Source organism: Mycobacterium kubicae, from assembly GCF_015689175.1.
GTDB classification, from domain to species: Bacteria; Actinomycetota; Actinomycetes; order Mycobacteriales; family Mycobacteriaceae; genus Mycobacterium; species Mycobacterium kubicae.
Genome location: NZ_CP065047.1, coordinates 3,032,811 through 3,055,679, shown reverse-complemented (window position 1 = coordinate 3,055,679; position 22,869 = coordinate 3,032,811). Strand labels below are relative to the sequence as shown.

The window sequence follows — 22,869 nt, the reverse complement described above, 5'->3', positions numbered from 1 at the left end:
CGTAGATTTTCAACGGCTGGGCGGCGGCGGCGGTTCCGGATCGGGCTGGGGAGTTGGGTGTGATTGACCGTTGGGCGCGGGGGGTGTGCGGCTCTGTGGTCGCGCTGCTCGTTGCCGCGACCGCGATATGCGCGTCGCCGGTGTCGCGCGGTTTCGAGCCCGCCAAAGCGGTGAAGTACGTCGCGCTGGGCGACTCGGCGGCCGCGGCGCCGCTGGTGCCCGACCTGGCCGACCCGCCGTGGTGTCTGAAGTCGACCAACGACTACCCGTCGGTGCTGGCGCGGCGGATCGCCGCCACCGGCTTCACCGACGTCAGCTGCAGCGGCGCCACCACCGCCGACATCACTCACCACGCCCAGCAGACCCGGGGTGGGGTCGTTCCCCCGCAGATCGACGCGCTCACCGCCGATACGGAATTGGTCACCATCACCATCGGCGGAAACGACGTGGGGCTGGCCAGCAGCGCGTCGAAGTGCCGGCGGGCCTCCCTTGCCGAGCCGCCCTGTTTCGCCGACCTGGCCGCCGACGGGGCCGACCGGTTCAGCGCGGCCATCCGCAAGCAGGTCTCGGCGTGGGAGGCCATGGTCGACGCGGTGCGGGACAGAGCTCCGCATGCCCGCATCGTGCTGGTCGGTTACGGAACCTATATCCGGGCCGGTGGCTGCTTCGGTGAGCAGCCGATCAATCCCAACGATGCCGACTACTTTCAGGCCAAGGTCGGCGAGTTGAACGATCAGCAGCGCGCCCTGGCCGCCAAGAAGCAGGTCGACTTCTTCGACACGCGGCCGGTGTCGCTCGGCCACGATATGTGCGCCGCGCCGGATGACCGGTACTTCGAAGGTTTCGTGGTGACCCATAGCGCTGCGCCGCTGCACCCCAACGCGATGGGAGCCGGGGCGGTGGGCAACGCCCTCGCCGACTGGATCATCCATGCGCGCTGAACTGAGCCGCATCGTCGACCACGGCGGGCCGGGCGCCGACGACGCCGAAGTTGCGCTGACCGACGGGCCGATCGTGCCTCGACTGAGGTCGGCGATCCTGGCGTTGGCTCGGCACCGCGGCCCGAACAGCAGCACCTGCCCGTCCGATGCGGCCCGGGCGGTCGGCGGTGACAATTGGCGCGAATTGATGGAAGACGCTCGGCTACTGGCTCGCCAGCTCGCGCGCTCCGGGGACGTGGAGATCACGCAGCGCGGCACCGTGCTGGATCCGGACGGCACCTGGCGTGGCCCGATCCGGATCCGAACGAAGCGCTGAGGTCAGCCGGGCAGGCCGCGGCTGCCGTTGGTGGTGCTGCCGAACCCGCCGAATCCGCCGATTCCATCGGCGTCGCCAAAGCCGTTGCCGCCATTGCCGCCGTTGCCGCCGAACCCGTCGACGCCGCCGAAGGCGTTGCCGCCGTTGCCGCCGTTGCCGCCGGGTGCGACCAGGCCGCCGTTGTTGCCGTTTCCGCCGTTGCCGCCGCGCGCGACCGCACCGGCGTCGGCGTCTCCCCCGTTTCCGCCCATGCCGCCGTTGCCGGTCAACCCGCCGCTGCCGCCGTCACCGCCCTGGCCGCCGTTGGCGCTGCCCACATCTGACGTGGCGTCACCGCCGCGGCCGCCGAAACCGCCGGTGCCCGACCCGGCGGAACTGCCGCCGTGGCCGCCGTTGCCGCCGTTCGCGGTGCCGCCGGTGGCGACGGCGTTGCCACCACTGCCGCCCGGCCCCGCATTGCCGATGACCGACGCTCCCCCGTGGCCACCGTTGCCACCGGTCGCGCCGTCGGGGCCGCCGGTCAGGTCGTTGCCGCCCGCCCCGCCGGCGCCGCCGCTACCGAAATCACCGGCGTCGCCACCGTTACCGCCGTGACCGGCGTGCAGTGTTGGGGTCGCCTGCCCGCCGTTGCCGCCGCTGCCGCCGCTGCCGGCCAGGGACGCACCTGCTCCGCCGTCACCGCCGTCGCCGCCGAACAACGAGCTGCCGCCGGTGCCGCCGTTGCCGAACATGACCGCGGCCTGGCCGCCGTCGCCGCCGTTGCCCGAGACGCTGGAGCCCCCGTCGCCCCCGCTACCCGCGATGGCGCCGCCGCTGCCCCCGGCACCGCCGTTACCCGATTGGCTGAAGCCGCCGCTGCCTCCGTTGCCGGCGATGGCGCCACCGTTGCCGCCGTTGCCGCCGGGTTGTCCCAGCCCGAGCGCGGTGCCGCCGGCTCCGCCGAAGCCGAACAGGCCGGCGTTGCCGCCAGAGCCGCCGGCCCCGCCGTCGCCACCCACGCCGCCGCTGCCGAACAGCAGGCCGCCGGTGCCGCCCGCGCCGCCGAAGCCGCTGATGCCGCCGCTACCTCCACTGCCGCCGTTGCCGATCAGGCCGGCCGCGCCTCCGGCACCGCCGCTCCCGGCGGCCGCCGTGTTGGAAAAACCATTGCCGCCGTTGCCGATCAGCAGCCCGCCGGGCCCGCCGGTCGGGTTGGCCGCGGTGCCGTTGGCGCCGTTGCCGATGACGGGGCGCCCGAGCACGGCTTGGGCGGGCGCGTTGACGACGTTGAGGATGTTCGAGGTGGACAGTTGGGCGGGCAGCGTCTGCAACGCGGTCTGCCAGGAGGTGAGTTGGGCCGCCGCGGCCGAGGCCCCGCCGTGATAGCCGACCATGGCGCTGACGTCTCGGGCCCACATCTCTTCGTATGCGGACTCCGTCGCCGCGATCGCCGGCGCGTTCTGGCCGAACAGATTGCTGACCACCAACCCGACCAGATTGGTGCGGTTGGCGGCGACGGCCAGCGGACGCACCGTGGCGGCCTGCGCGGCCTCGAACGCGTCGACCATCGCGGCGGCTGATTGAGCGGCCGATTCGGCCTGGGCTGCCGCGGTACTGAGGAAACTGGCATAGCGTGCGGCCGTCGCCGCCATCGCCGTCGAGGCGCTGCTCTGCCACGCCTGTCCAGCCATGTCGGAAATCACCGCAGAGAAGGACGCGGCGGAGGCGTTGAGCTCGGCGGCCAGGCCCTGCCAGGACGTCGCCGCGGCCAGCATGGGCATCGCACCGGCACCGGAAAACATCAGCGCCGAGTTAACTTCCGGCGGCAGCAGCAGAAAACTCATCCCAGGACCCTCCCCGTCTGCGGCGACAAGACGCCGGGAGGCTTATCCGTGGGGATCAGCTACGCGGCCAGGGTCCGGGATGCCCAGGATTGGCCGATTAACACCGGTTTGTCCTTCAGAATTAAGGGTCGTAGAAGACGGTCGTCCCGGTTCCGTTCGGGCTGTAGTCGATGAATACCGGCTGGTAGCGGAAGGGGTAGTTCCCGCTGTTCATGGTGTTGCCGGTCGTGATGACCGGGGTGTAACCGGTGCTCGCGTTCGTGTGGTACTCGTACAGCAGATCACCCTTCATGTTGTAGACCGAAATGGTCGCATTCGGCGGCAAACCCCCGGCCGGCAGCAGGGATGCCGGCAGTGTTCCGGTGACGCCACCCGAGTCCAGGATCGCCGTAGTCTGCTGCCAAGGCTCGTTGTTGATGCTCACCTGCACCGGTGAGATCGGCGCCCCGATTGTCGAGTGGCTAGTTCCCGGCAGCGTCTGCGGGCCGAACTGCAAATGACCTTGCGGCTGGTCGATCAAGACGCCCTGATTCAGGTTGCCGCCCAACCCGACGACCGGGCTGCTCGGGCCAGGACCAACCGCGTTCGGGCCGAGTCCCAGGACTCCCGTCACACCGGCCGGAGCGAAATACCCTTCCAGCGTCTGCGGGAAGGCGAAGAGGACCACATCCACCGGAGTCGGCGCGGTCACGATGCCGTTGCCGAAGTCGACCGGCGCGTTGTAGGTGGCGAACAGATAGGTCAGACCGCCGCTGTAGCCGCTCATGCCGAACGAAACGGGCAAGCCCAACTTGAGCAAGCCGGGCAAGCCGCCGATGGCGTTTGGTGTGACGACCAGACCCTCCGAGCCGGTGTCGACGAGGACTGGCAAGTTCGGTCCGCCGTTGACGGAGATGTTCACGTAGGGTTCGGTGCCGGCGTTGACTCCCATTGAGACGGTGCGGCCGTCCCACCCAAGCCCGCTGTGTCCGGTGTTGCCGAACAGCAGACCGCTCGCCCCACCGGGTCCGCCGTATGCGCGACCGCCGGGCACGTTGGCGCCGGCGCCAAGACCCCCCGCTCCGCCGTTACCTCCCCAACCGATGAGGCCCGGAGCAGCACCCCCGGCACCGCCCGCTCCTCCGGAGGCGCCGCCGGTACCACCGGGCCCGCCCCAGCCGTAGAGCCAGCCAGCGGTCCCACCTGGTCCGCCAGCGCCGGTACCGAAGCCGTTCCCGCCGACACCACCATTGCCGAAGAAGCCGGCCGGGCCGCCGGCCCCGCCGCCGGCGTTGCCGTTGGTCGGCGAATAGCCGTTACCGCCGTTGCCGAACAACAACCCGCCGGCGCCGCCGTTGGGGTTTGCCGCGGTTCCGGCCGCCCCGTCTCCGATGAGCGGGCGGCCCAGGAACAGCTGAGTCGGGGCGTTGATGACGCCCAGCACGTCTTGCTGCAGGGTGTCCAGAATGGAGACGCTGGCGGCCTCGGTGCCCTGATAGGAGCCGACCGCCGCGCCGAGGTTCCGCACGAACTGCAAGTGATACGCGCTGAGCTGAGAGCTGAGCGCCTGGTACTCCTGACCGAAGCCGCCGAAAAGCGACGCGATCGCCGTCGAGACCTCGTCGGCAGCCGCGGCCACCAGCCCGGTCGTCGGCGCGGCGGCCGCCGCGTTCGCCGAAGTGAGTGCCGAGCCGAGGTTTTCCAGGTCGGCTGCTGCCGCACTGAGCCACCCGGTATCAACGAGTACTAGTGACACGCCGCCGCCTCCCCCTCAGTTACCGATGGATGTCCGCGTAGAGCGTATCGAGGTCCACACGCGGCATGGCCGTTTTCACGCATTGGTAACCAGACGCATAACCAGCCGTCCCAGCCGGATCGATTACCGTCGACCGTATGTCTGAATTCTCCGATAACGATCGAATCGACGACGTCGCCCCGGGTGACATCATCGCCGTCGACCGCGGCTCGGGTGAACAGCCCTACAAGGTGGTGTTCAAAGACGCCACCAACGGCCACTACGTGGTCACCTTCCAAGACGACGACGGCGAAACCTTCCAGCTCGAACTGCAGGCCGGCACCACCGTCAAGCGGTCACTCGGCTCGAAGTGGGAGTCGACGCAGAGCCCCACACCGCACGAACAGGACTAGTACCAGGCACCGGCATGCCCCAGGTGGCGATACTCGACGACTACGCCGGTGCGGCGCTTGAGGTCGCCGATTGGTCGACCGTGCAAGCGAGCGCACAAGTCACGGTGTTCGACCGGCACCTGTCCGAAGAGGAAGCCGCCGAAGTGCTGCGGCCGTTCGACGTGGTGTGCACAATGCGAGAACGGATGGCGTTCCCGCGCACGCTGTTCCAACGGCTGCCGAACCTCAAGCTGATCACCATCGTCGGACGAAGCCTGCCCAACCTCGACCTGGCTGCGGCCAGCGACTGCGGCGTCCTGGTCGCGCATTCCAACTTCGCCAGTCCCCGTTTCCGCACGGTCAGCGACGCCACTCCGGAATTCACTTGGGGGTTGCTGATTGCGACGGTGCGCAATCTGGCCGAAGAACACCGGCGGATGCGTGAGGGTGGGTGGCAGACCACCACGGGTATGACGTTGTCCGGCAAGACGCTCGGGCTGCTCGGGCTGGGCAGGATCGGCAGACGGATGGCTGAGTATGCGCAGGTGTTCGGCATGGAAGTCATTGCGTGGAGCCAGAACCTCACCGAGGAGGCGGCGGCCGAGGTCGGCGTGCGCCGCGTCGAGAAAGCCGAGCTGTTCGAAGAATCCGACGTGGTGTCCATCCACGTCGTGCTTTCCGAGCGGACCCGGGGCCTGGTCACCGAACGCGAACTGGCATTGATGAAGCCGCGCGCCTACCTGATCAACACCTCCCGCGGCCCGATCGTCGACGAGGCCGCTCTGATCGCAGCACTCAGCGATGGCCGCATCGCCGGCGCCGGCCTCGACGTCTTCGACACCGAGCCGCTACCGCACGATCACCCGCTGCGGGCGCTGCCTAATGTGACGCTTTCTCCGCATCTGGGCTACGTCACCACCGAAACCCTGAGCGCGTTTTACTCCGACACCGTTGAAGCGGTGCTGGCATGGCTGGATGGAGCGCCCGTTCGAATCGCCAACCCCGAGGCGCTAGCCCCGCCCACCGATCCGAGCTGACGCAGCCGCACCGCCAGCGCCACGGCCAGGGCCACCGATACCGCCCCTAACGACCAGGCCTGCCCCGCCGAACCACCCTCATCAAGGTCCATGACGTGGTTGACCGTGTGCACGGTGTTCGCCAGCAAGAACCCGGCCAGCGCTGTGGCCATGGCGTCCCGCCAGAACAGCGCGAGCAGCAACGTGGCGCCCAAGCCCAGCTGGAACGCGCCGAGGTCGTGCAAGAAGTGCACGTGCTGGTGAAACGCGACGACCCGTGCGAACGACGCCGGATCGATCAGGCACCACACCCCGATCCCGAACGTCATCAACCCCACCAGCGCCGTCACCGTCACAAGGTAGACCCGCGCCAGCGCGCTCAAGCGATTCATCATGCCGCCCCTTCCGATGGCTTATCTGCCTTCGCCTTGGAAGACGAAACGAGGGCGCACAATGTGACGAAGGCAGCCGCCGACGGTGCCCTGCCAAGCGGTATGTCAGCATTTGGGCATGACTGCACGCAGCCTTATTCGCATCGTCGGGGTCTCGGTTGTGACGACGGGGGCGCTGCTGACCTCGCCCCTCAACGGTCCTGCCGCCGCCGCCGACCCTTGTTCTGACATCGCGGTGGTGTTTGCCCGCGGGACACACCAGGCTCCGGGACTCGGTGACGTCGGCGAGTCGTTCGTGGACTCGCTCACCTCGCAGGTTCGCGGTCGGTCGGTCAACGCCTACGCGGTCAACTACCCAGCCAGCGACGACTACCACGGCAGCTCGTCAGCGGGCGCGGATGACGCCAGCGCGCACATCCAAGACGTGGTCGCCAGCTGCCCCAACACGAAGATCGTGTTGGGCGGATATTCGCAAGGCGCGACGGTGATCGACTTGGCCACCTCTGCAGTCCCACCCCAGACGGTCGACCGGGTCGCCGCGGTGGCGCTCTTCGGTGAGCCGTCCAGCGGCTTCTCCAGCGCGCTGTACGGCGGTCAGCCGCTGCCCACCATCAATCCCGCCTACAGCTCCAAGGTCATCAGCTTGTGCGCTCCCGAGGACCCGATCTGCACCGGCGGCGGAAACATCATGGCGCACGTGTCCTACATCCAGTCCGGGATGACGGCCCAAGCTGCCACTTTCGCGGCTCAACGACTCAACCAGAGTTCTCCGGCACCGGCTTCAGGAACCTAGCGCCGGGAGCTAATTGGGATCGGTAGCCGGTCTAGCCAGATCTGATTTCCGCAGCGACGCTATATGAGATAGCGCCTGAGGAAGGAGATCACATGGATCTGACAAGACGGCCAATCATCAGGATGGCGACCGCCGTCCTGATCTCGGGCAATCTGGGTCTGGTCGGCGTGACGCTGTCCACGGCGACCGCACAAGCCGACCCCTCGCCGATGGTGTGCCAGGACCCCACGTCGGGTCCCTCCCCGACGAACAGTTGCACCTACCAATGGTGCCCAGGGTCACCGGAGATGAAGCACATGCCTGATTGGGACCGAAGTGTCTGCCACCCCTGGTACTTCGACAAGAACAGCCCGGTGACCGACTCGGTCATCATCGAGGGCTTTCCACCGCCGTATCCGCCCTCGCCGCCGTGCATCCCCTTCATCAATTGCTTGCCCGGACTGTAGAAGAGGGCGTCCGGATACCCTGGCGAGCATGGCTGTCGAGTCGAGCATGCTCGCCCTGGGTACTCCTGCGCCGTCATTCACGCTGCCCGAACCGGCCACCGGCGCCACGGTCAGCCTGGACGAGCTCACCGGTCCCGCGTTGGTGGTGACGTTCATCTGTAACCACTGCCCGTACGTCAAGCATGTCGCAGGAGGGCTGGCCGAACTGGGCCGAGATCTGGCCGCGCAGGGCGTGGCGATGGTGGGCATCTCGAGCAACGACGTGGTCACGTACCCGCAGGACGGACCCGAGCAGATGGCGGCTGAAGCGCGCCGGCACGGCTGGACCTTCCCGTACCTCTACGACGAGACCCAGGACGTCGCCCGCGCCTATTCCGCCGCCTGCACCCCGGACACCTTCGTTTTCGACGGCCAACGTCGCCTGGTCTATCGCGGTCAACTCGACGATTCGCGGCCCGGTAACGAACGACCGGTGACGGCCGCTGACGTGCGAGCGGCTGTCAACGCGGTACTCGCGGGACAGCCGGTCGACACGAACCAGCGGCCGTCAATCGGGTGCGGCATCAAGTGGCGGTGAGCCGCGGCGCCTAACCGCGCCTAGGAGTTGTCGTTGGCGCGCTCGGCTCGGCGCTTCTCCTTCTCGGCGTCGGCCAGATCTTCGACCTGGTTTGCGTCGGCGCGCTTACTTGCCGCCTCGCTGCGCATCTCCCGGGCGTCGTCGAGCTTGGCGTCGGCGGCTTTGGCCGCGGCGTTCTCGACGGCTTTGGTGCGCGCCTCGGTTTGCTCGCGGGCGGACTCGGCCGCCTCTTTGCGCTTGGCGGCCACCTCGTCTGCGCGCTGCTTTGCCGAAGCGCTTTGCTTCTGGGCGGACTGAGCCGCTTCCCGCTTGCGTTCCTCGGCGGCGTTGCGCGCTTCCTTGATCTCTTGCTCGGTGGCCGCACGCGCCTGCTGCTGGTCCTGGATCGCCTCGTCGCGCACGCTCTTCAGCTTGGTGTCGGCCTGCTGCTTGCGCGTCTCGGCCTTCGCGTCGAGCTCAGCTGCGCGGCTCAGCGCGTCGGTGCGCTCGAGCAGCGCAGCGCCCCGCTCGGCCAGCTGCTGATCGCCCAGCACCCCGCCGATCGTCGTGTCGAGCATGCCCAGCGAACGCTCGAAGAACAGTCGCGCCGGCGCCTCGGAGCGGACCCGGGCGAAGACTCGATCCTCGATCACCTGCAACGGGAAACGGGCGAGCTGGTATTGGAAGCGCAGAACTTGTTGGGTGACGCCAGATATTTTCATCAGCTGCTCCTGTGTCTAGCCGTGCCCTCAGGGCAGGTCCGATTGCTTGCTTATGTCCTGCGCCTCGCGCCGCAGGCGTTCGGCTTCCAGTTGCTCGTGGGATGCCGCCTGCACCGAGCTCTGGTGTTCGGCAACGGCGTCGACGACTTCCTCGGTGGCATCGCGGATTTCCTCGCGCTCCTCGGCCCGCGCCTCTTGCATTTCGCGCTGGGCTTCGAGCTCGGCTTGCGTGCGCTCGGTGGCGGCTCGCTGCTGAGCCGCCTGGTCGGCCGCCTGCTTCTGCGCGGCCTGCTGCGCCTCGATCGAGTCCTCCGCCGCCGTAGCCTGCGCATTGGCCGCCAAGCGCTGCTGTGCGCCCTTGACCTTCGCCTCGGCCTCGTTCTGGCGGGCTTGCTCGGCCTCTGCCTCGGCTATCGCGTCGATGCGGTTGGCCTCCCGGCGCTCTTCGGCTTGGGACTGCTCGAGCTGTCCTTCTTTTGTCAGCGAGTCGTTGCCGGTGACGGCACCGACAACCTCTTTTGCCTTGCCCTTGACCGAATCGATCAGACCCTTGCGGGCCTCACCGGCTTTGTCTTGTTCACTCATCGAAACTCTCCTCGTGGCATCAGCCATGACCTCGTTCGGTGTCAGGCCCAGTGATTCCACGTGAGCGACGGGTCAAACACCGATGTGACTTCAGTCACCGGCGTTTCGGCCGATCGGTTTCGAATTCGAGGTGGTGTCGAATCTCCTCGGCCGCGGCTTCCAGGTTGCGGCTGGCGAGCCCGCGACCGATCAGCTCACTGATCTGCGCGATCACGTATCCGGCGAGGCGATACCGCAGGGTCAGGGTCAACCTGGTACCGCTGCGGTGCGGCTCCACCCGAGCCTCGAACGAGTGGCGGGTTCCCCGTACCGACCGCCACGTCAGCCGCCCGTCATGGGGCGGCGGAATGAGGACCCGACCACCCAGATAGATCGTGCCGCTGTTCAAGAACACGTCCCACATCTCACCGTCATCACAGGACTCGACGAACTTGCATCGACTGAATGCCGACACCTGCGGAATCAGCTTGTGCGGATCGGTGACAAAGTCGGTCGCTTCGTCGACTGGGCAGCGAATGATGCGGGTAACGGTGACGGTCTGGGTCATTTCACCGGACCATCGGGACGACGGTTTGGCTGGCCAGGTTCGACAGGCCGACTTGCATGACGCTGGTGACATAGCGCAACGCGTCGTCCCAGTCCGGTTTGGCGCCGAAACGCTCGCGCACGTCGATCGGCTCGAGCACTTCCATGCGGATCTTCGCCGGGAGCGGCAGGTGCGGCAGCGGGACCGGGAGCAGGCCCCAGGGCACGCTGAGTGTCATCGGCAAGCTCTTGACTCGCAGCAACTTGTCCAGCCGTAGCATCTTCGCGGTGCGCCGGCCGTCGTTGAGCACGATGAGGGTGTCGTGACCGCCGGTGGCGACCACCGGAACGATCTTGACGTTGCAGCGGTGCGCTAATCGCAGAAAACCCGTGCGTCCGGAGAAAATGATCTTGTGCCGGTCGCGCCACGGCCGCAGTGCCTCGACGTCACCCCCCGGGTACACCAGCGCGGACCCGCCGCTGTCGAAGATCTTCTCCGCAAACCCGTTGTCGGCGGGTACGACGCCGAGCCTGCGGGTCAATCCGCCGAGCAGCGGTGCGGAGGTGATGGTGTCGTGCGCCAATGCATACAGCGGCCGACCTTCCACGGTGAAGAACGTGTTGTAGGCAAGCAACAGGACGAAGGTGTCTGGTGTGGCACCGCCGCCACTGTGGTTGCCGACGAACAGCACCGGCTCGTCGGGGACGTTCTCGAACCCGTGCACCTCGGCGCGAAACCACACCGTCGAGGCCAGCCACAGAGTGGGCAGCACGGCGCGGATGAACTCGGGATCGCGCTCGCGAAGCTCGACCGGCAAAGATTCGTCACTCATGACGGTGGGTTAAACCGATTACCCCGCTGATTAAACCAACTAAGCGGTCCGGACTCCCGAGAGATGGAGCCGGACGGGCCAGGTTGAGCCCGCGATATCTGCCCGAGTTAAGCCATTCGGCCACGAGTACGGCGGCGTCGCCGCAGCCGTCGGCAACCAGTCAAGCCGGTCAAGCCGGACCGGTTTGCGCGGTGATCGCCCGGAGAAAGGCGCCGCGCCATCAAGGCGTTTTTGCAGCCCTAGGTAGCGGCCCGCCGCGGCGATATGCTCCTAGTATTTCGCTCGTGTGACGAGTGCGAGTCGAACCTGTTGCGATCCAAGGCTGTTCAGCCTCATCACGTCCGTGCTCCGGTGGCAGCTTCTTGCGTTGTCGCCGATAGTTCATAGGTACCAGTGAACTTCGCACCAGAGGTCGGGACGTCATGGCGCACACACCGCAACCGGGCCGAAACCCGCGAACCCAGCGACCGGATTGCTTTGACGTGGCCGAGGTCCTGCAATTTCATCGCGAAATCATCGTCAGCGGTGACGATGCGCTGTCGAAGACGATCGCCGAGGAGTTACGGGGCGCCGGTGCTCGGATCGTCAGAATCAACACCGCCGCCGATCTTCTCGGTGCGGGGGTGCACCGCGCCCGCGCTGTCGTCTGTGCCGGCCCCAACGACGCCGTCAATCTCGAAATCGCCCTATTGGCAAGGCAATACAGCCCCAACGTCCGGGTGGTTGCCCGGTTGGCCAACGACGTGTTGCGTCAGAAGGTGGCCACCGTCAACGGTCCAGGGGCGATTCTGGACGTCGCCGAACTCGCGACCCCCTCCTTGGTCGAAGCAGTGCTGTCACGCAACGCGCACCAGTTCGATACGGCGGGGATCGAATTCGTCGTTTGGGGAGCCGAAGCGCCGTACGAGGCGACGTTGCGCGAGATCTACGCCGACTTGGCGCCAGTTGCGGTGATTCACGGCAGGAACGCACCTACCCCCGGCGAGGTGGTGGCGTGTCCGGGACGTGATCTGCAGGTCTACGCCGGCGACTGGACTTCCATGATCGGTGTGAAGGACGAATTGGAAGCTCGGGGAATCACCGTGCCGTCCCGGACCGCGACGCGCTCTCGAAACTCTCGACTGCGGCGCGTCATCGATGCAGCGCGCGCCATGCGCGACGACATGAATCCAATGCTGTTTCCCTCGGTGGCGTTCACGCTGTTGCTCACCTTCGGGGCCACTGCGGTGGTCCGCTTCGGCTACCACAACCCCAAGATGTCCTGGCTCGACTCGCTCTATTTCGCTTCCGAGACGATCACGACGGTGGGCTATGGCGACTTCAGCTTCGCCCGGCAATCGATATTTCTACGACTATTCGCTGTCGGGTTGATGTTCGGCGGCGTCATCGTCACCGCCATCCTGGTGGCGTTCCTGGCTGACTTGCTGCTGTCGCGCCGATTCCTGCAGAACGCCGCGCTGCGGCGGGCGCGTCACATGCGCGGGCACGTCGTGGTGGTGGGACTGGGTTCGGTCGGCATCCGCGTGGTGAGCGAGTTGACAACTGCCGGCTACGACGTCGTGGTGATCGAGCAGGATGAGAACAACCGCTTCCTCCCGACTGCGGCAAAGTTGGACGTGCCGGTACTTTTCGGGGACTCGACGATGCGCCAGACGCTCGAGACCGCGCGCGTCGACCGTGCCCGCGGCGTGGCGGTGGTGACACACGACGACATGCAGAACATCGAGACCGGGATCGTGCTGCTGGAACTGCTGGGTTCTGACACCAAGGTGCCGATCGTCATGCGCGTCCAGGGGCGCGCGCTGGGCACCGCCATCAATAAGCGGTTCGGCTTCGAGAACGTGCGGTCGATTGTCGACCTGGCAGCACCCTGGTTCATCGGCGCCGCGATGGGGCTGCAGGTGCTGGGCACGTTTTGGGTGGGGCAGCGCTCTTTCATGGTCGGCGGGATGCTCGTCGCGGCGGGCAGCGAGTTAGACGGGCTGCGCATGGTGGACATGTCCACCCAAACCCGTGTCATCGCCATCACCCGGCCCGAAGGGCCGATCCGGTTGCGGCCGCGCCGCGATGCTCGACTCAAAGCCGGCGACACCGTCTACCTGATGGGCCCCTACCGCGAACTCATCGCGACTCTGCGTAAGGGCCAGCCGCCACCGACCACCGCGACCAACGGTGAGCGCGCGGCGACTCTGGCGGCGGCGCGTGCGCCGCACCGCACGGGCGTCCGCCTGCCACGGTGGGCGCCCGACCCGGAGGCCTGAGGCGCTCACACGTCGTAATACAGGGAGAACTCGTACGGGGTGGGCCGCAGGTTGAACGGCGCGATCTCGTAGTCGCGCTTGTAATTGATCCACGTCTGAATCAAGTCCGGCGTGAAAACGCTTCCCTCGGTGAGGTATTCGCTGTCCTCCTCCAGGCGGTCGATCACCGCGGACAGGGCGGTGGGTGCCTGCGGGATATCGGCGGCCTCCTCCGGCGGCAATTCGTAAAGGTCCTTGTCGATCGGCGGAGGCGGCTCGATCTTGTTCTTGATGCCGTCGAGCCCGGCCATCAACATGGCCGCGAACGAAAGGTAGGGGTTACCCGACGAATCCGGGCACCGGAACTCCAGCCGCTTGGCCTTCGGGTTGTTGCCGGTGATCGGAATCCGCACGCACGCCGAGCGGTTGCGCTGGCTGTAGACCAAATTGATGGGGGCTTCGTAGCCGGGGACCAGCCGCTTGTAGGAGTTGACCGTCGGGTTGGTGAAGGCCAACAACGACGGTGCGTGGTAGAGCAAGCCGCCGATGTAGTGGCGTGCGGTGTCGGACAGGCCGGCGTAGCCTTCCTCGTCGAACATCAGCGGAACGCCGTCCTTCCACAGCGACTGGTGGCAGTGCATGCCCGACCCGTTGTCTCCGAACAGTGGCTTGGGCATGAAGGTCACGGTCTTGCCGGCCTGCCTGGCGGTCTGCTTGACGATGTACTTGTACATCTGGTGGTCGTCGGCGGCGTGCAGCAAAGTGTTGAATCTGTAATTGATTTCGGCTTGGCCGCCGCTGCCGACCTCGTGATGGCCCTTCTCCAGCAGAAAGCCGGCATTGGTCAGATGGGTCAGGATCTCATCACGCAGATCGACGTAGTGGTCGGTGGGCGCCACCGGGAAGTAACCGCCCTTCGGACGCACCTTGTAGCCGAGGTTGGGGCTGCCGTCAGACTCGGTCTCCTTCCCGGTGTTCCACCACCCCGATGTCGCATCCACCTTGTAGAACGATTCGTTGGTGCACGAGTCGAAGCTGACCGAGTCGAAGATGTAGAACTCGGCTTCGGGGCCGAAGAAGGCAGTGTCGGCGATGCCCGAACTGATCAGGTAATTCTCGGCTTTGCGCGCGACATTGCGCGGATCACGTGAGTAGACCTCGAAGGTGAACGGGTCGTGCACGAAGAAGTTCACGTTCAGCGTCTTGGCTTTACGGAACGGATCGATCACCGCCGTTTCGGGATCGGGCAACAGCAGCATGTCCGACTCGTGGATCGATTGAAACCCGCGGATCGAGGAGCCGTCGAAGGCCAGGCCCTCCTCGAACACATTCTCGTCGAAGACATAGCTGGGAATTGTGAAGTGCTGCATGGTGCCTGGCAGATCACAGAAGCGGACGTCGACATACTCGATCTTCTCGTCCTGGGCCAGTCTGAAGATGTCGTCGGGCGTCTTGTCGGACACAAGGTGCTCCTCTGCTTAGAAAACCAGGTTGACGGCAACCTAGCCCTCTAGCACCTCGCTCGCGACCGGAGCCAACGGTCGCCGGGTCAGGCCAGGCGCAGCGCCGCCGGAGCGTGTGTCGGAACCGTGGGGCGTTGCGGCGCCACGGTCGCGATCCGTTCGTAGGCCTCCCCGACCGGCGGCCGAGCATCGGGCTCATTCTTGTTGGGCCAGAAGGACATTGCGCGTTCTGCTTGCGCGGTGATGGTCAGCGACGGGTTGACGCCGATGTTCGCCGAGATCGCCGACCCGTCGACCACATGCAGCCCGGGGTGGCCGTATACGCGGTGGTAGGGGTCGATCACGCCGGTTTGCGGTGAGTCGCCGATGACGCATCCGCCCAGGAAGTGCGCCGTCATGGGGATGTCGAAGATCTCCCCCACGCTGCTGTACGGCATGCCGCCGATATCTTCGGCGAGCTTGCGTACCGCCTCGTTGGCCTTCGGAATCCATGTCGGGTTGGGCACACCGTGGCCCTGCCGCGACGACAGCTTGACCCCGCCGAATCGCCTGCGCTTGGGGAACAGCGTCAGCGAGTTGTCCTCGGTCTGCATGACCAACGCGATCACGGTGCGCTGCGACCAGTCGCGGAGCCCGACGTACACCGAGGCGGCCTGGCCGGGATGGCGCACCACCTGACCCAGCCATCTGAGCCAGCGCGGTGCGCGGCCGCCGCCGTCGGTCATGACGGTGGTCAGCATGCCCATCGACTGCGGACCCTTGCCGTAGCGGACGGGTTCGATGTGAGTCTTGTCGTCCGGGTGGATCGAGGAAGTGATCGCGACGCCCTGATGGAAGGCCGCGTCTTTGCCTTGCCGCATGCGCACGCTGGCGCCGCACAGGGCCTCGGAGTTCGTTCGAGTCAGCACCCCCAGCCGGTCGGAGATGTTGCTGAGGGTGCCGTCGGCCTTCAATCGGTGCAGCAACTGCTGGGTCCCCCAGGTACCCGCCGCGAAGATCACCTGCTCGGCGGTGATGGTGCCGGCGGTGCGCCGCTTCCGCCAACTTCCGCTGCGCACGGTGTCGACGGCATACCCACCGTCGTCCAGGGGCCGCACCGCGGTGACGGTGGTCAGATCCAAGATGCGCGCACCGGCGCGTTCGGCCAGGTACAGGTAGTTCTTTACCAACGTGTTCTTGGCGTTGTGCCGGCAGCCGGTCATGCACTCGCCGACTTCCAGGCAGCCGCGCCGCCGCGGACCTGCCCCGCCGAAGAAGGGATCGTCCACCTCCACTCCCGGGGTGGGCTGATTGTCCGGCCCGAAGAACACGCCGACGGGCGTCATGCCGAATGTGTCACCGACGCCCAGATCGTCGGCCACTTTGCGCAACACCTGGTCCGACGGCGTCATCGTCGGGTTTCGCACCACGCCGAGCATGCGTTTGGCCTGGTCGTAGTAGGGCTCGAGCTCGGATCGCCAATCGGTGATGTGCGCCCACTGCCGGTCGCGGTAGAAGGCGTCCGACTTGGGTTCGTAGAGGGTGTTCGCGTAGTTCAGCGAGCCCCCGCCCACGCCGGCGCCGGCCAGCACAATGACGTCGGGCAGCACATGGATCCGCTGGATCCCGGTACAGCCCAGCTTCGGCGCCCACAAGAAATTCCGGACGTCCATGCTGTTCTTGGGGAACTGCGAATCTTCGAATCGGCGCCCTGCCTCCAACACGGCGACCCGGTAACCCTTCTCGGTCAGCCGCAATGCCGCCACCGATCCACCGAAACCCGAGCCGATGATGGCCACGTCGTAATCCATGCCCCGCGTCATGTCTTCCTCCTATTTGACGCCGGGCAGGCGCTTGAGTGCGCGCAGTCCGTGTGTCATCACCCGGGCGTAACGGTCAGCGCGCACCCACCGCGGCGCGCCGACGGGTAGTACGCGTTCAATCGCAATCGTCTGCGACTCGGTGTATTTCATCATGCCGTGCTCACCATGACGGCGCCCGAGCCCAGAGTCCTTCATGCCGCCCATCGGCGCGTCGAGCGACGCCCACGCCGCTGCATAACCTTCGTTGACATTCACCGTCCCGGCCTGCAGTCGTGCGGCGACGCGGCGCCCGCGTTGCGGGTCGGAGGTCCACACACTGAAATTGAGTCCGAAGGTGCTGTCGTTGGCCTTGGCGATCGCTTCCTCCTCGCTGTCCACCGGATACAGCGACACCACCGGCCCGAACGTCTCGTCGGCGAAGGCGGTCATACCTTCCTTCACCCCGGTCAAGATCGTCGGCTCGTAGAAATGCGGGCCGAGGTCCGGGCGCGGTCGACCCCCGGTGAGCACAGTGGCTCCCTTGTCCACCGCGTCATCGACGTGCTCGATGACCGTCTTCAGTTGCGTCTCGTTGATCAAGGACCCCATGTCGCCGGAGTAGTCGAGCGCCGCCGACAGCGTCATCTTCTCCGTTGCCGCAACGAACTTCGGAACAAAGCTGTCCCACAACGTCTTTGGCACATAGATTCGCTCGATCGAAATGCACAGCTGTCCGGCGTTGGAGAAGCAGGCCCGCGTGGCGCCGACTGCGGCCTTGCCCACGTCGGCATCGTCGAGCACCAGCAGCGCATTCTTCCCGCCGAGTTCCATCGAGCAGTCGATCAACCGCTCCCCGGCCTGCGCGGCAACGCTGCGTCCGACGCTGGTGGAACCGGTGAACATCAGGTAATTGGACTGCTCGATGATCGGTGTGCCGAGCTCAGACCCGGGTCCGGTGACAATCTGCACCAGTCCCGGCGGCATCCCCGCCTCTTCCAGCACACCGACCGCCCAGAGCACCGAGAACGGTGTGCGGTCGTCGGGCTTGATCAGCGCCGCGTTGCCGGCCACTATCGCCGGGATCGCATCGCTGATGCCCAACGTCAACGGATAGTTCCATGGGGCGATCACGCCGATCAGGCCTTTGGGATGGTGGTACTCCCACACTTCGGTCAGCACCAACTGAACACCCTGGCGCCGTTTGGGTTTCAGATACTCCTCGGCCGTGTTCGCGTAGTAGCGAGAGGTGAGCGCGACGTCGATGACTTCCTCGAACGCATGCCGGCGGGCTTTGCCGTTCTCCAGCTGGATGATGTCGAGCACCTCGTCTTGGCGCTTGAGGACCAGATCGTGAAAACGCAGCAGTACGGCCGCACGCTCGGTGACTGGACGCGCCGCCCAACTTTTCTGCACGTTCCGGGCACGCCTGGCCGCGGCGACCACATCGTCTGCGCTGCAGTGCGGTACCCGGCCCAACGTCTCGCCGGTCATCGCGTTGGTGACCTCGCGGTACTTGCCGGAATCGGCCGCTTGCACCCGCGCGGCCAAGGTGTCCAAGGCGGGCAGAGTGTCGACGGTGGTGGTCATGGGTGAACTCCTGTGCTGATGAGCTGGGATGGTTCGGCTGCGTCGGTCTGGTAGTGCACCGGATCGAAGAAGCGGGTCTGGCGTCGATAGTCGAACGTGAAGCTCGGCCAGTTGTTCGTGTTCTTGCCTGCCTCGGTCACGTACCAACTGTCACAACCGCGCTGCCAGACCGTCTTCTTCAGGCTGCGCTGCAGGTCGTCGTTGTACTCATCGTGAGCTGCGGGTCGGACGTCGAGCCACCTGGCGCCGTGCGTCGCGGCGTGCCGAATCGCCTCGAGCACATAGTCGGCCTGGGACTCGAGCATGTAGATGATCGAGTTGTGGCCCAGATTGGTGTTCGGCCCATAGAGGATGAAGAGGTTCGGAAACCCGCTCACGGCAATGCCTTTGAACGCTTCGGCACCGCCGCGTTCTTGCCATACGTCGTGCAGCCGGCGACCGTCACGCCCGACTATCGTCATCGGGGCAAGGAAGTCGTTCGCCGCGAAGCCGGTGCCGAAAATGATGGTGTCGACGTCGCATTCGCTGCCGTCCGCGGCAACGATGCTGCCGGGCCTCACTTCAGTCAGCCCAGCCGCAATGACCTCGACGTTGGGCCGGCTCAGCGCCGCGTACCAGTCGTTGGACAGCAGCACCCGCTTGCAGCCGATCGGGTAATCGGGACGCAGCTTGGCGCGCAGCGCCTCATCGGATACCTGCGAACGCAGATAGCGCTCCCAGCCCCGCTCCAGTGCTTTGATGCCGACGCCCTTGGTCAGCGGTATCACCCGCGCCTCGTGGTAGACGTACTGGCGCGTCCGGCTGGCCACCAGCGAGCCCGTGAAATGCCGGTACAGATACTTCTCCAGCGGGGTGTAGCGCCGGTCGGGTTTGGGCAGTACGTACGGCGCTGAGCGCTGCAGCACGTACATCTGTTGCGCCTGCCGTGCGACTTCGGGCACGAACTGGATCGCCGAGGCGCCGGTGCCGACGACCGCGACCCGCTTGCCCCGCAAGTCGTAGTCATGGTCCCAGCGTGCGGAATGGAACGCATGACCGGTGAACCGCTCCATGCCGGGAAATTGGGGATCGGCGGGCAGGCTGAGCTGACCGGTGGCTGCGACCAGGAAGGCGGAGTTGACGGTGCCGCCGTCGGCGGTCTCGAGGGTCCACTGGGCAGCGCTCTCGTCGAAGCTGGCGCGCGTGACTTCCTGACCGAAGCGGACGTGGTCGATGATCCCGTACTTGCGCGCGCAGTACTCGATGTAGCTCTGGATCTCCGGTTGCGTGCCGTACTTTCGCGACCAGTCGTGGCTCGGTTCGAACGAATACGAGTACAAGTGAGAGGGAACGTCGCACGCGGCGCCTGGATAGGTGTTGTCGCGCCAAACGCCGCCGACCCGATCCCCTTTCTCCAGGATCGTGAATGGGATGCCGGCGCGACGCAGTTTGATGGCCATGCAGATGCCGCCGAAACCGGCTCCAATGATCGTGACGCCACCTCGGTGGCCGAGTGGGGATGTCACGATTTCTCCTTTCCCCCGGGCCGCGCCGACGCAACCGCCTGCCGGTACGGATTCCCGCATTGGCTGTGGCGAACCCCACATCGCGGATTCATTCCGTTTCCACATGCATCGCCGTCACATGGAAGCCGCCGTGGCCGCCGAGCCGGACCGCCGACGCCTGCAGGCGGATAGGTATCGCCACCTCGGCCATCGGCTAGTGCAGGAACCAGTCGAGGCCCGACCTGGCGCGGTCGGTGGGCACCACGTGCCCGCCACAGAATTCGTGATAGACAACGTCGTAACCGGCGCGTTCCAACCGTGGCCGCAACCGGCGGCTGGTCATATCGATGGGCAGTACTTGGTCGTTGGTGCCGTGGGTGATGTAGATGTTCGGCCGCCCGCAGGTTGCCCCGGGCGCGGCGAACCCAGGCGAGAACGCGATGACATGGCTGAACAAGTTGCCGTTGGTCAATCCCAGCGACAGTGCATACGAGGCGCCGTCCGAAAAGCCGCCTATGGCAAAGTGATTCGCGTCGACACTGTGGCGGGCGAACACGTGGGCGAGGGCGTCGTCGAGCAACCTGACGTCCGGCCCGAAGGATCCTACGATCACGTCCCAGGTGGAAGCGGCGCTCTGCGGCGCCAGCAGCAGCACACCGGCCGCGTCCGCGACGGCGAGGAACGGATCGATCCCGCCGCGGGCATGGCCCCCGGCGCCGTGCATCAACACGGCCAAGGGTGTCGCAGCGTCCCCGCGGTACCCGCTCGGCACATACAACAGGGTGTTGCGGCCGCGGTCCAGGGCCAGGGCGTGTAGTCCCGCCGGATACGGCGGCAGCGTCGGCGCTCTGACCCGAGCCCCCAGCCGTCCACCGGACGGATCGGCGGGCGCAGTTGCCGGAGTGTCCTCTTCCAAGTGCGGGCCGTCGCCCGACCCGAACGCCGTCATGCCACACCAATACCCGCGCACCACACCGCTACTCAATCGGCGCGTCGATCGTTTGGGCGCCGCTTCGGTGGGTAACGCACGTCCCAACGAAGGGAGCGGGCAATGAATTATCTGGACGCCGCCAAGGACCAAGTGCTCGGCGTGGTCAACAAGGTCGTCGACATGCAACCGCAACGGGCCGCCGCGCAGACGGTCACCATCGCCTGCCCGGTCGAGCGGGTCGCCGCCTTCTGGCGCGACCCCGCGCAGTTGTCCGTGGTGCTCGGCGACATCGCCGAGGTGGACTCCGTCGGTGAGGATCGCTACCGGTGGCGGACGCTGACCGAGCCGGACTTGTCGTGGGAGTCCCGACTGGTCACCTTCCCTGACGGCGTCGAATTCGTCGGCACCAGTGACGGCAACGAACTCACGGTCAACTACCGGCCGGCGCCGCGCGACCTGGGTACCGAGGTGACGCTGCACGTCAAAACCCCGGCGCCGGGCATGTTGACCGGTGCGGCCGCATTCAAGCTGTTGTACCGCCTGCGCGCGTTGCTGCAGACCGGCGAGGTGCCGACCATCAAGTCCAACCCCAGCGCGCGGAATTCCGCGCGGTAAGCGAGGAGCGAGGAGCGAGTAATGCGCGCACTGTGCTGGAACGGTGTCAACGACTTGTCGGTGGAGACGGTCGACGACCCCAAAATCCTCAACCCACACGATGTGATCGTCGAAGTCCGGCTCACCACCACCTGTGGCTCGGACCTGCACTTCATCGACGGCTACCTGCCGGGCATGCGGGAAGGCGACGTCTTCGGCCACGAGTTCATGGGGGTGGTCGCCGAGACCGGCCCGGAAGTGCGCGACACCAAGGTTGGTGACCGGGTGGTGGTGCCCTCGTTCATCGCCTGCAATCAGTGCTGGTTCTGCGATCACGAACTGTATGCGTGTTGTGACACCACGAATCCGAACGCGGAACTGCAGCAACCGTTGCTGGGATATCCCTCGGGCGGAATTTACGGCTACACCCATCCCTTCGGCGGCTACGCGGGCTCACATGCGCAATACGTGCGGGTTCCGTTCGGCGACGCCAATTGTTTCGCGATACCCGGCGACATCACCGACGAGCAAGCGCTGTTCCTATCCGATGCTGTGCCAACCGGTTTCATGGGCGCCGACTTCTGCGACATCGCCGGCGGGGACACCGTGGCGGTATGGGGCGCCGGCGGGGTCGGCCTGATGGCGGCCCGCAGCGCGTTGTTGCTCGGCGCCGAACGCTCCATCATCATCGACCGGATTCCCGAGCGACTGGCGCTGGCGCGAGACCACTTCGGACTGGAGACCATCGACTACACCGCGGTCGACAGTGTGCACGAGACATTGCGTGAGATGACCGGCGGACGCGGGCCCGATGCCTGCATCGAGGCGGTTGGCATGGAAGGCCACGGCACTGGGGTCCAGCAGCTCTACGACAAGGCCAAGCAGCTGCTGCGGCTGGAAACCGATCGGGCCACCGCGATGCGGCAGGCGATCCTGGCCTGCCGAAAGGGCGGAGTGGTCTCCGTGCTGGGCGTCTACGGCGTCACCGACAAGTTCCCCATGGGTGTGCTGACCAACAAAGGCCTCACGCTCAAGACGTCGCAGCAGCACGGCCAGCGCTACATGACCCGGTTGTTCGACTATGTCGAGCAGGGTGATCTGGATCCGGCCAAGCTCATCAGCCACGACCTGCCGCTGGAAGACGGCGTGCGCGCCTACGACTTGTTCAAGAACAAAAAGGACAACTGCATTCGAGTGGCGCTCCGGCCATGACTAGCCGGACGAGGATTTCTCGGGATTAATAGCCTGTGCCTCGTCCTCAAGGGAACGTAAGTGGCTTTCATGGGCGGCTTGCCAGTGTTGGTCCGCCTCGTCTTGCAATTCTGGGGCATCCTCCCGGTCCATGGCGACGCGCTGATAGGTGTTCGCCGTTCGCTCGTGAACACGGGCCAATTCCCTGTGCCGTTCCGCCGCAGCATGGTGGGCGTCTTGCGCACGATGCGTTGCTTCCTGGGCGCGGTGACGCGCCAGTTCCGCTGACTCCGGGGACGGCTTCTGACCGGAGGTCAACGCGGCTCTGCGTTCCCTCAGTTCGTTGATCCGCCGTTCCACCTTTGCCGCGCGTTCTGCCGCGCTGGCCTCGCCTATGGTGAAGTCGTCGTCCATCTTCATACTCCGATCAACAGGGTCTCACCCCTGTCCGCCGACCCCATCAAACTTACGTCCTCCCGTGGGCAGGCGTGCTTCGAAAGGTCGCTGTCCTCGGCGGCGGGCCTCCTGGTTATGACCGCCGGGT

At 66.1% G+C, this 22,869-nt stretch carries 23 protein-coding genes; 10 read left to right on the top strand and 13 right to left on the bottom strand.

All coding sequences use genetic code 11. The features are described from left to right. The first annotated feature begins 59 nt into the window (after positions 1-59). Both I2456_RS14340 and I2456_RS14335 read left to right on the top strand, forming a co-directional pair. Positions 60-941 (top strand): SGNH/GDSL hydrolase family protein, encoded by an 882-nt coding sequence (locus I2456_RS14340; RefSeq protein WP_163703841.1) that lies wholly within the window; start codon positions 60-62, stop codon positions 939-941. Then, complete coding sequence (locus I2456_RS14335; RefSeq protein WP_085074191.1) at positions 931-1,257, top strand: DUF3253 domain-containing protein; 327 nt, start codon at positions 931-933, stop codon at positions 1,255-1,257. The genes I2456_RS14340 and I2456_RS14335 overlap by 11 nt, the downstream gene beginning before the upstream one ends. A 2-nt stretch (positions 1,258-1,259) precedes the next feature. Here I2456_RS14335 and I2456_RS28905 read toward each other — a convergent pair whose 3' ends face one another. Then, complete coding sequence (locus I2456_RS28905; RefSeq protein ID WP_085074192.1) at positions 1,260-3,080, bottom strand: PPE family protein; 1,821 nt, start codon at positions 3,078-3,080, stop codon at positions 1,260-1,262. Between the two features lie 121 nt (positions 3,081-3,201). Further along, the gene (locus I2456_RS14325) at positions 3,202-4,815 is read right to left on the bottom strand and encodes a PecA family PE domain-processing aspartic protease (protein ID WP_085074193.1); all 1,614 of its coding nucleotides are present in this window, start codon (positions 4,813-4,815) and stop codon (positions 3,202-3,204) included. Between the two features lie 137 nt (positions 4,816-4,952). On the opposite strand from I2456_RS14325, the gene I2456_RS14320 reads away from it, so the two are divergent. Further along, positions 4,953-5,207, top strand: a complete 255-nt coding sequence (locus I2456_RS14320) for a hypothetical protein (RefSeq protein WP_068164391.1) — start codon at positions 4,953-4,955, stop codon at positions 5,205-5,207. Between the two features lie 14 nt (positions 5,208-5,221). Further along, positions 5,222-6,223, top strand: coding sequence for a D-2-hydroxyacid dehydrogenase family protein (locus tag I2456_RS14315; protein ID WP_085074194.1), 1,002 nt, complete (start codon positions 5,222-5,224; stop codon positions 6,221-6,223). On the opposite strand, the gene I2456_RS14310 is transcribed toward I2456_RS14315, so the two are convergent. Then, on the bottom strand, positions 6,124-6,594 hold the full coding sequence (locus I2456_RS14310; protein WP_174814198.1) for a hypothetical protein: 471 nt from the start codon (positions 6,592-6,594) through the stop codon (positions 6,124-6,126). The genes I2456_RS14315 and I2456_RS14310 overlap by 100 nt on opposite strands. Before the next feature lie 118 nt (positions 6,595-6,712). Here I2456_RS14310 and I2456_RS14305 point away from each other — a divergent pair, with 118 nt between their 5' ends. The 3 genes from I2456_RS14305 (at position 6,713) to I2456_RS14295 (ending at position 8,410) form a co-directional block, all read left to right on the top strand. Next, on the top strand, positions 6,713-7,387 hold the full coding sequence (locus tag I2456_RS14305; RefSeq protein WP_068164382.1) for a cutinase family protein: 675 nt from the start codon (positions 6,713-6,715) through the stop codon (positions 7,385-7,387). A gap of 92 nt (positions 7,388-7,479) precedes the next feature. After that, positions 7,480-7,833, top strand: a complete 354-nt coding sequence (locus I2456_RS14300; protein ID WP_139823159.1) for a hypothetical protein — start codon at positions 7,480-7,482, stop codon at positions 7,831-7,833. 28 nt (positions 7,834-7,861) lie between these two features. Next, positions 7,862-8,410 (top strand): thioredoxin family protein, encoded by a 549-nt coding sequence (locus I2456_RS14295; protein ID WP_085074196.1) that lies wholly within the window; start codon positions 7,862-7,864, stop codon positions 8,408-8,410. A 20-nt stretch (positions 8,411-8,430) separates the two neighbouring features. On the opposite strand, the gene I2456_RS14290 is transcribed toward I2456_RS14295, so the two are convergent. The 4 genes from I2456_RS14290 to I2456_RS14275 form a co-directional block, all read right to left on the bottom strand. Then, positions 8,431-9,111 (bottom strand): IF2 family translation initiation factor, encoded by a 681-nt coding sequence (locus I2456_RS14290; RefSeq protein WP_068033167.1) that lies wholly within the window; start codon positions 9,109-9,111, stop codon positions 8,431-8,433. A gap of 27 nt (positions 9,112-9,138) precedes the next feature. Further along, positions 9,139-9,696, bottom strand: coding sequence for a CsbD family protein (locus I2456_RS14285; protein WP_068033168.1), 558 nt, complete (start codon positions 9,694-9,696; stop codon positions 9,139-9,141). Positions 9,697-9,790: 94 nt separating this feature from the next. Further along, complete coding sequence (locus I2456_RS14280; RefSeq protein WP_085074197.1) at positions 9,791-10,243, bottom strand: SRPBCC family protein; 453 nt, start codon at positions 10,241-10,243, stop codon at positions 9,791-9,793. A gap of 1 nt (position 10,244) precedes the next feature. Then, positions 10,245-11,054: a lysophospholipid acyltransferase family protein gene (locus tag I2456_RS14275; RefSeq protein WP_085074198.1), complete on the bottom strand. Its 810-nt coding sequence runs from the start codon at positions 11,052-11,054 to the stop codon at positions 10,245-10,247. 422 nt (positions 11,055-11,476) lie between these two features. Here I2456_RS14275 and I2456_RS14270 point away from each other — a divergent pair, with 422 nt between their 5' ends. Further along, positions 11,477-13,315 carry an NAD-binding protein gene (locus tag I2456_RS14270; protein WP_085074199.1) on the top strand — a complete coding sequence of 613 codons (1,839 nt, stop codon included), beginning with the start codon at positions 11,477-11,479 and terminating at the stop codon, positions 13,313-13,315. A 5-nt stretch (positions 13,316-13,320) separates the two neighbouring features. Here the strand turns inward: I2456_RS14270 and glnA are convergent, their stop codons facing one another. From glnA to I2456_RS14245, 5 genes are all read right to left on the bottom strand, one after another. After that, positions 13,321-14,757, bottom strand: a complete 1,437-nt coding sequence (gene glnA / locus I2456_RS14265; RefSeq protein ID WP_068164351.1) for a type I glutamate--ammonia ligase — start codon at positions 14,755-14,757, stop codon at positions 13,321-13,323. An 86-nt stretch (positions 14,758-14,843) separates the two neighbouring features. Next, positions 14,844-16,559, bottom strand: a complete 1,716-nt coding sequence (locus I2456_RS14260) for a GMC oxidoreductase (protein WP_068033173.1) — start codon at positions 16,557-16,559, stop codon at positions 14,844-14,846. 9 nt (positions 16,560-16,568) lie between these two features. Beyond that, complete coding sequence (locus I2456_RS14255; protein WP_085074200.1) at positions 16,569-18,125, bottom strand: succinic semialdehyde dehydrogenase; 1,557 nt, start codon at positions 18,123-18,125, stop codon at positions 16,569-16,571. Then, entirely contained in the window at positions 18,122-19,630 is a 1,509-nt protein-coding gene (locus I2456_RS14250) for a flavin-containing monooxygenase (RefSeq protein ID WP_241007711.1), read from the bottom strand. Before I2456_RS14250 ends, I2456_RS14255 begins: the two co-directional genes overlap by 4 nt. 193 nt (positions 19,631-19,823) lie before the next feature. After that, positions 19,824-20,558 (bottom strand): alpha/beta hydrolase, encoded by a 735-nt coding sequence (locus I2456_RS14245; protein ID WP_085074202.1) that lies wholly within the window; start codon positions 20,556-20,558, stop codon positions 19,824-19,826. 102 nt (positions 20,559-20,660) lie between these two features. Here I2456_RS14245 and I2456_RS14240 point away from each other — a divergent pair, with 102 nt between their 5' ends. Together I2456_RS14240 and I2456_RS14235 are read left to right on the top strand one after the other, a co-directional pair. Next, complete coding sequence (locus I2456_RS14240; RefSeq protein WP_068033177.1) at positions 20,661-21,155, top strand: SRPBCC family protein; 495 nt, start codon at positions 20,661-20,663, stop codon at positions 21,153-21,155. A gap of 21 nt (positions 21,156-21,176) precedes the next feature. Beyond that, entirely contained in the window at positions 21,177-22,346 is a 1,170-nt protein-coding gene (locus tag I2456_RS14235) for a zinc-dependent alcohol dehydrogenase (RefSeq protein ID WP_068033178.1), read from the top strand. Here the strand turns inward: I2456_RS14235 and I2456_RS14230 are convergent, their stop codons facing one another. Beyond that, positions 22,347-22,739: a hypothetical protein gene (locus I2456_RS14230; protein WP_085074329.1), complete on the bottom strand. Its 393-nt coding sequence runs from the start codon at positions 22,737-22,739 to the stop codon at positions 22,347-22,349. Positions 22,740-22,869 lie beyond the last annotated feature (130 nt).

Excerpts from the sequence above, each read along its gene's own strand:
- I2456_RS14320 (WP_068164391.1), top strand. The coding sequence starts at position 4,953 with ATGTCTGAATTCTCCGATAACGATCGAATCGACGACGTCGCCCCGGGT.
- I2456_RS14300 (WP_139823159.1), top strand. The coding sequence starts at position 7,480 with ATGGATCTGACAAGACGGCCAATCATCAGGATGGCGACCGCCGTCCTG.
- I2456_RS14305 (WP_068164382.1), top strand. The coding sequence starts at position 6,713 with ATGACTGCACGCAGCCTTATTCGCATCGTCGGGGTCTCGGTTGTGACG.
- I2456_RS14290 (WP_068033167.1), bottom strand. The coding sequence starts at position 9,111 with ATGAAAATATCTGGCGTCACCCAACAAGTTCTGCGCTTCCAATACCAG.
- I2456_RS14255 (WP_085074200.1), bottom strand. The coding sequence starts at position 18,125 with ATGACCACCACCGTCGACACTCTGCCCGCCTTGGACACCTTGGCCGCG.
- I2456_RS14295 (WP_085074196.1), top strand. The coding sequence starts at position 7,862 with ATGGCTGTCGAGTCGAGCATGCTCGCCCTGGGTACTCCTGCGCCGTCA.
- I2456_RS14230 (WP_085074329.1), bottom strand. The coding sequence starts at position 22,739 with ATGGACGACGACTTCACCATAGGCGAGGCCAGCGCGGCAGAACGCGCG.
- I2456_RS14235 (WP_068033178.1), top strand. The coding sequence starts at position 21,177 with ATGCGCGCACTGTGCTGGAACGGTGTCAACGACTTGTCGGTGGAGACG.
- I2456_RS14315 (WP_085074194.1), top strand. The coding sequence starts at position 5,222 with ATGCCCCAGGTGGCGATACTCGACGACTACGCCGGTGCGGCGCTTGAG.
- I2456_RS14310 (WP_174814198.1), bottom strand. The coding sequence starts at position 6,594 with ATGAATCGCTTGAGCGCGCTGGCGCGGGTCTACCTTGTGACGGTGACG.
- I2456_RS14240 (WP_068033177.1), top strand. The coding sequence starts at position 20,661 with ATGAATTATCTGGACGCCGCCAAGGACCAAGTGCTCGGCGTGGTCAAC.
- I2456_RS14335 (WP_085074191.1), top strand. The coding sequence starts at position 931 with ATGCGCGCTGAACTGAGCCGCATCGTCGACCACGGCGGGCCGGGCGCC.
- I2456_RS14275 (WP_085074198.1), bottom strand. The coding sequence starts at position 11,054 with ATGAGTGACGAATCTTTGCCGGTCGAGCTTCGCGAGCGCGATCCCGAG.
- I2456_RS14280 (WP_085074197.1), bottom strand. The coding sequence starts at position 10,243 with ATGACCCAGACCGTCACCGTTACCCGCATCATTCGCTGCCCAGTCGAC.
- I2456_RS28905 (WP_085074192.1), bottom strand. The coding sequence starts at position 3,080 with ATGAGTTTTCTGCTGCTGCCGCCGGAAGTTAACTCGGCGCTGATGTTT.
- I2456_RS14260 (WP_068033173.1), bottom strand. The coding sequence starts at position 16,559 with ATGACGCGGGGCATGGATTACGACGTGGCCATCATCGGCTCGGGTTTC.
- I2456_RS14270 (WP_085074199.1), top strand. The coding sequence starts at position 11,477 with ATGGCGCACACACCGCAACCGGGCCGAAACCCGCGAACCCAGCGACCG.
- I2456_RS14245 (WP_085074202.1), bottom strand. The coding sequence starts at position 20,558 with ATGACGGCGTTCGGGTCGGGCGACGGCCCGCACTTGGAAGAGGACACT.
- I2456_RS14285 (WP_068033168.1), bottom strand. The coding sequence starts at position 9,696 with ATGAGTGAACAAGACAAAGCCGGTGAGGCCCGCAAGGGTCTGATCGAT.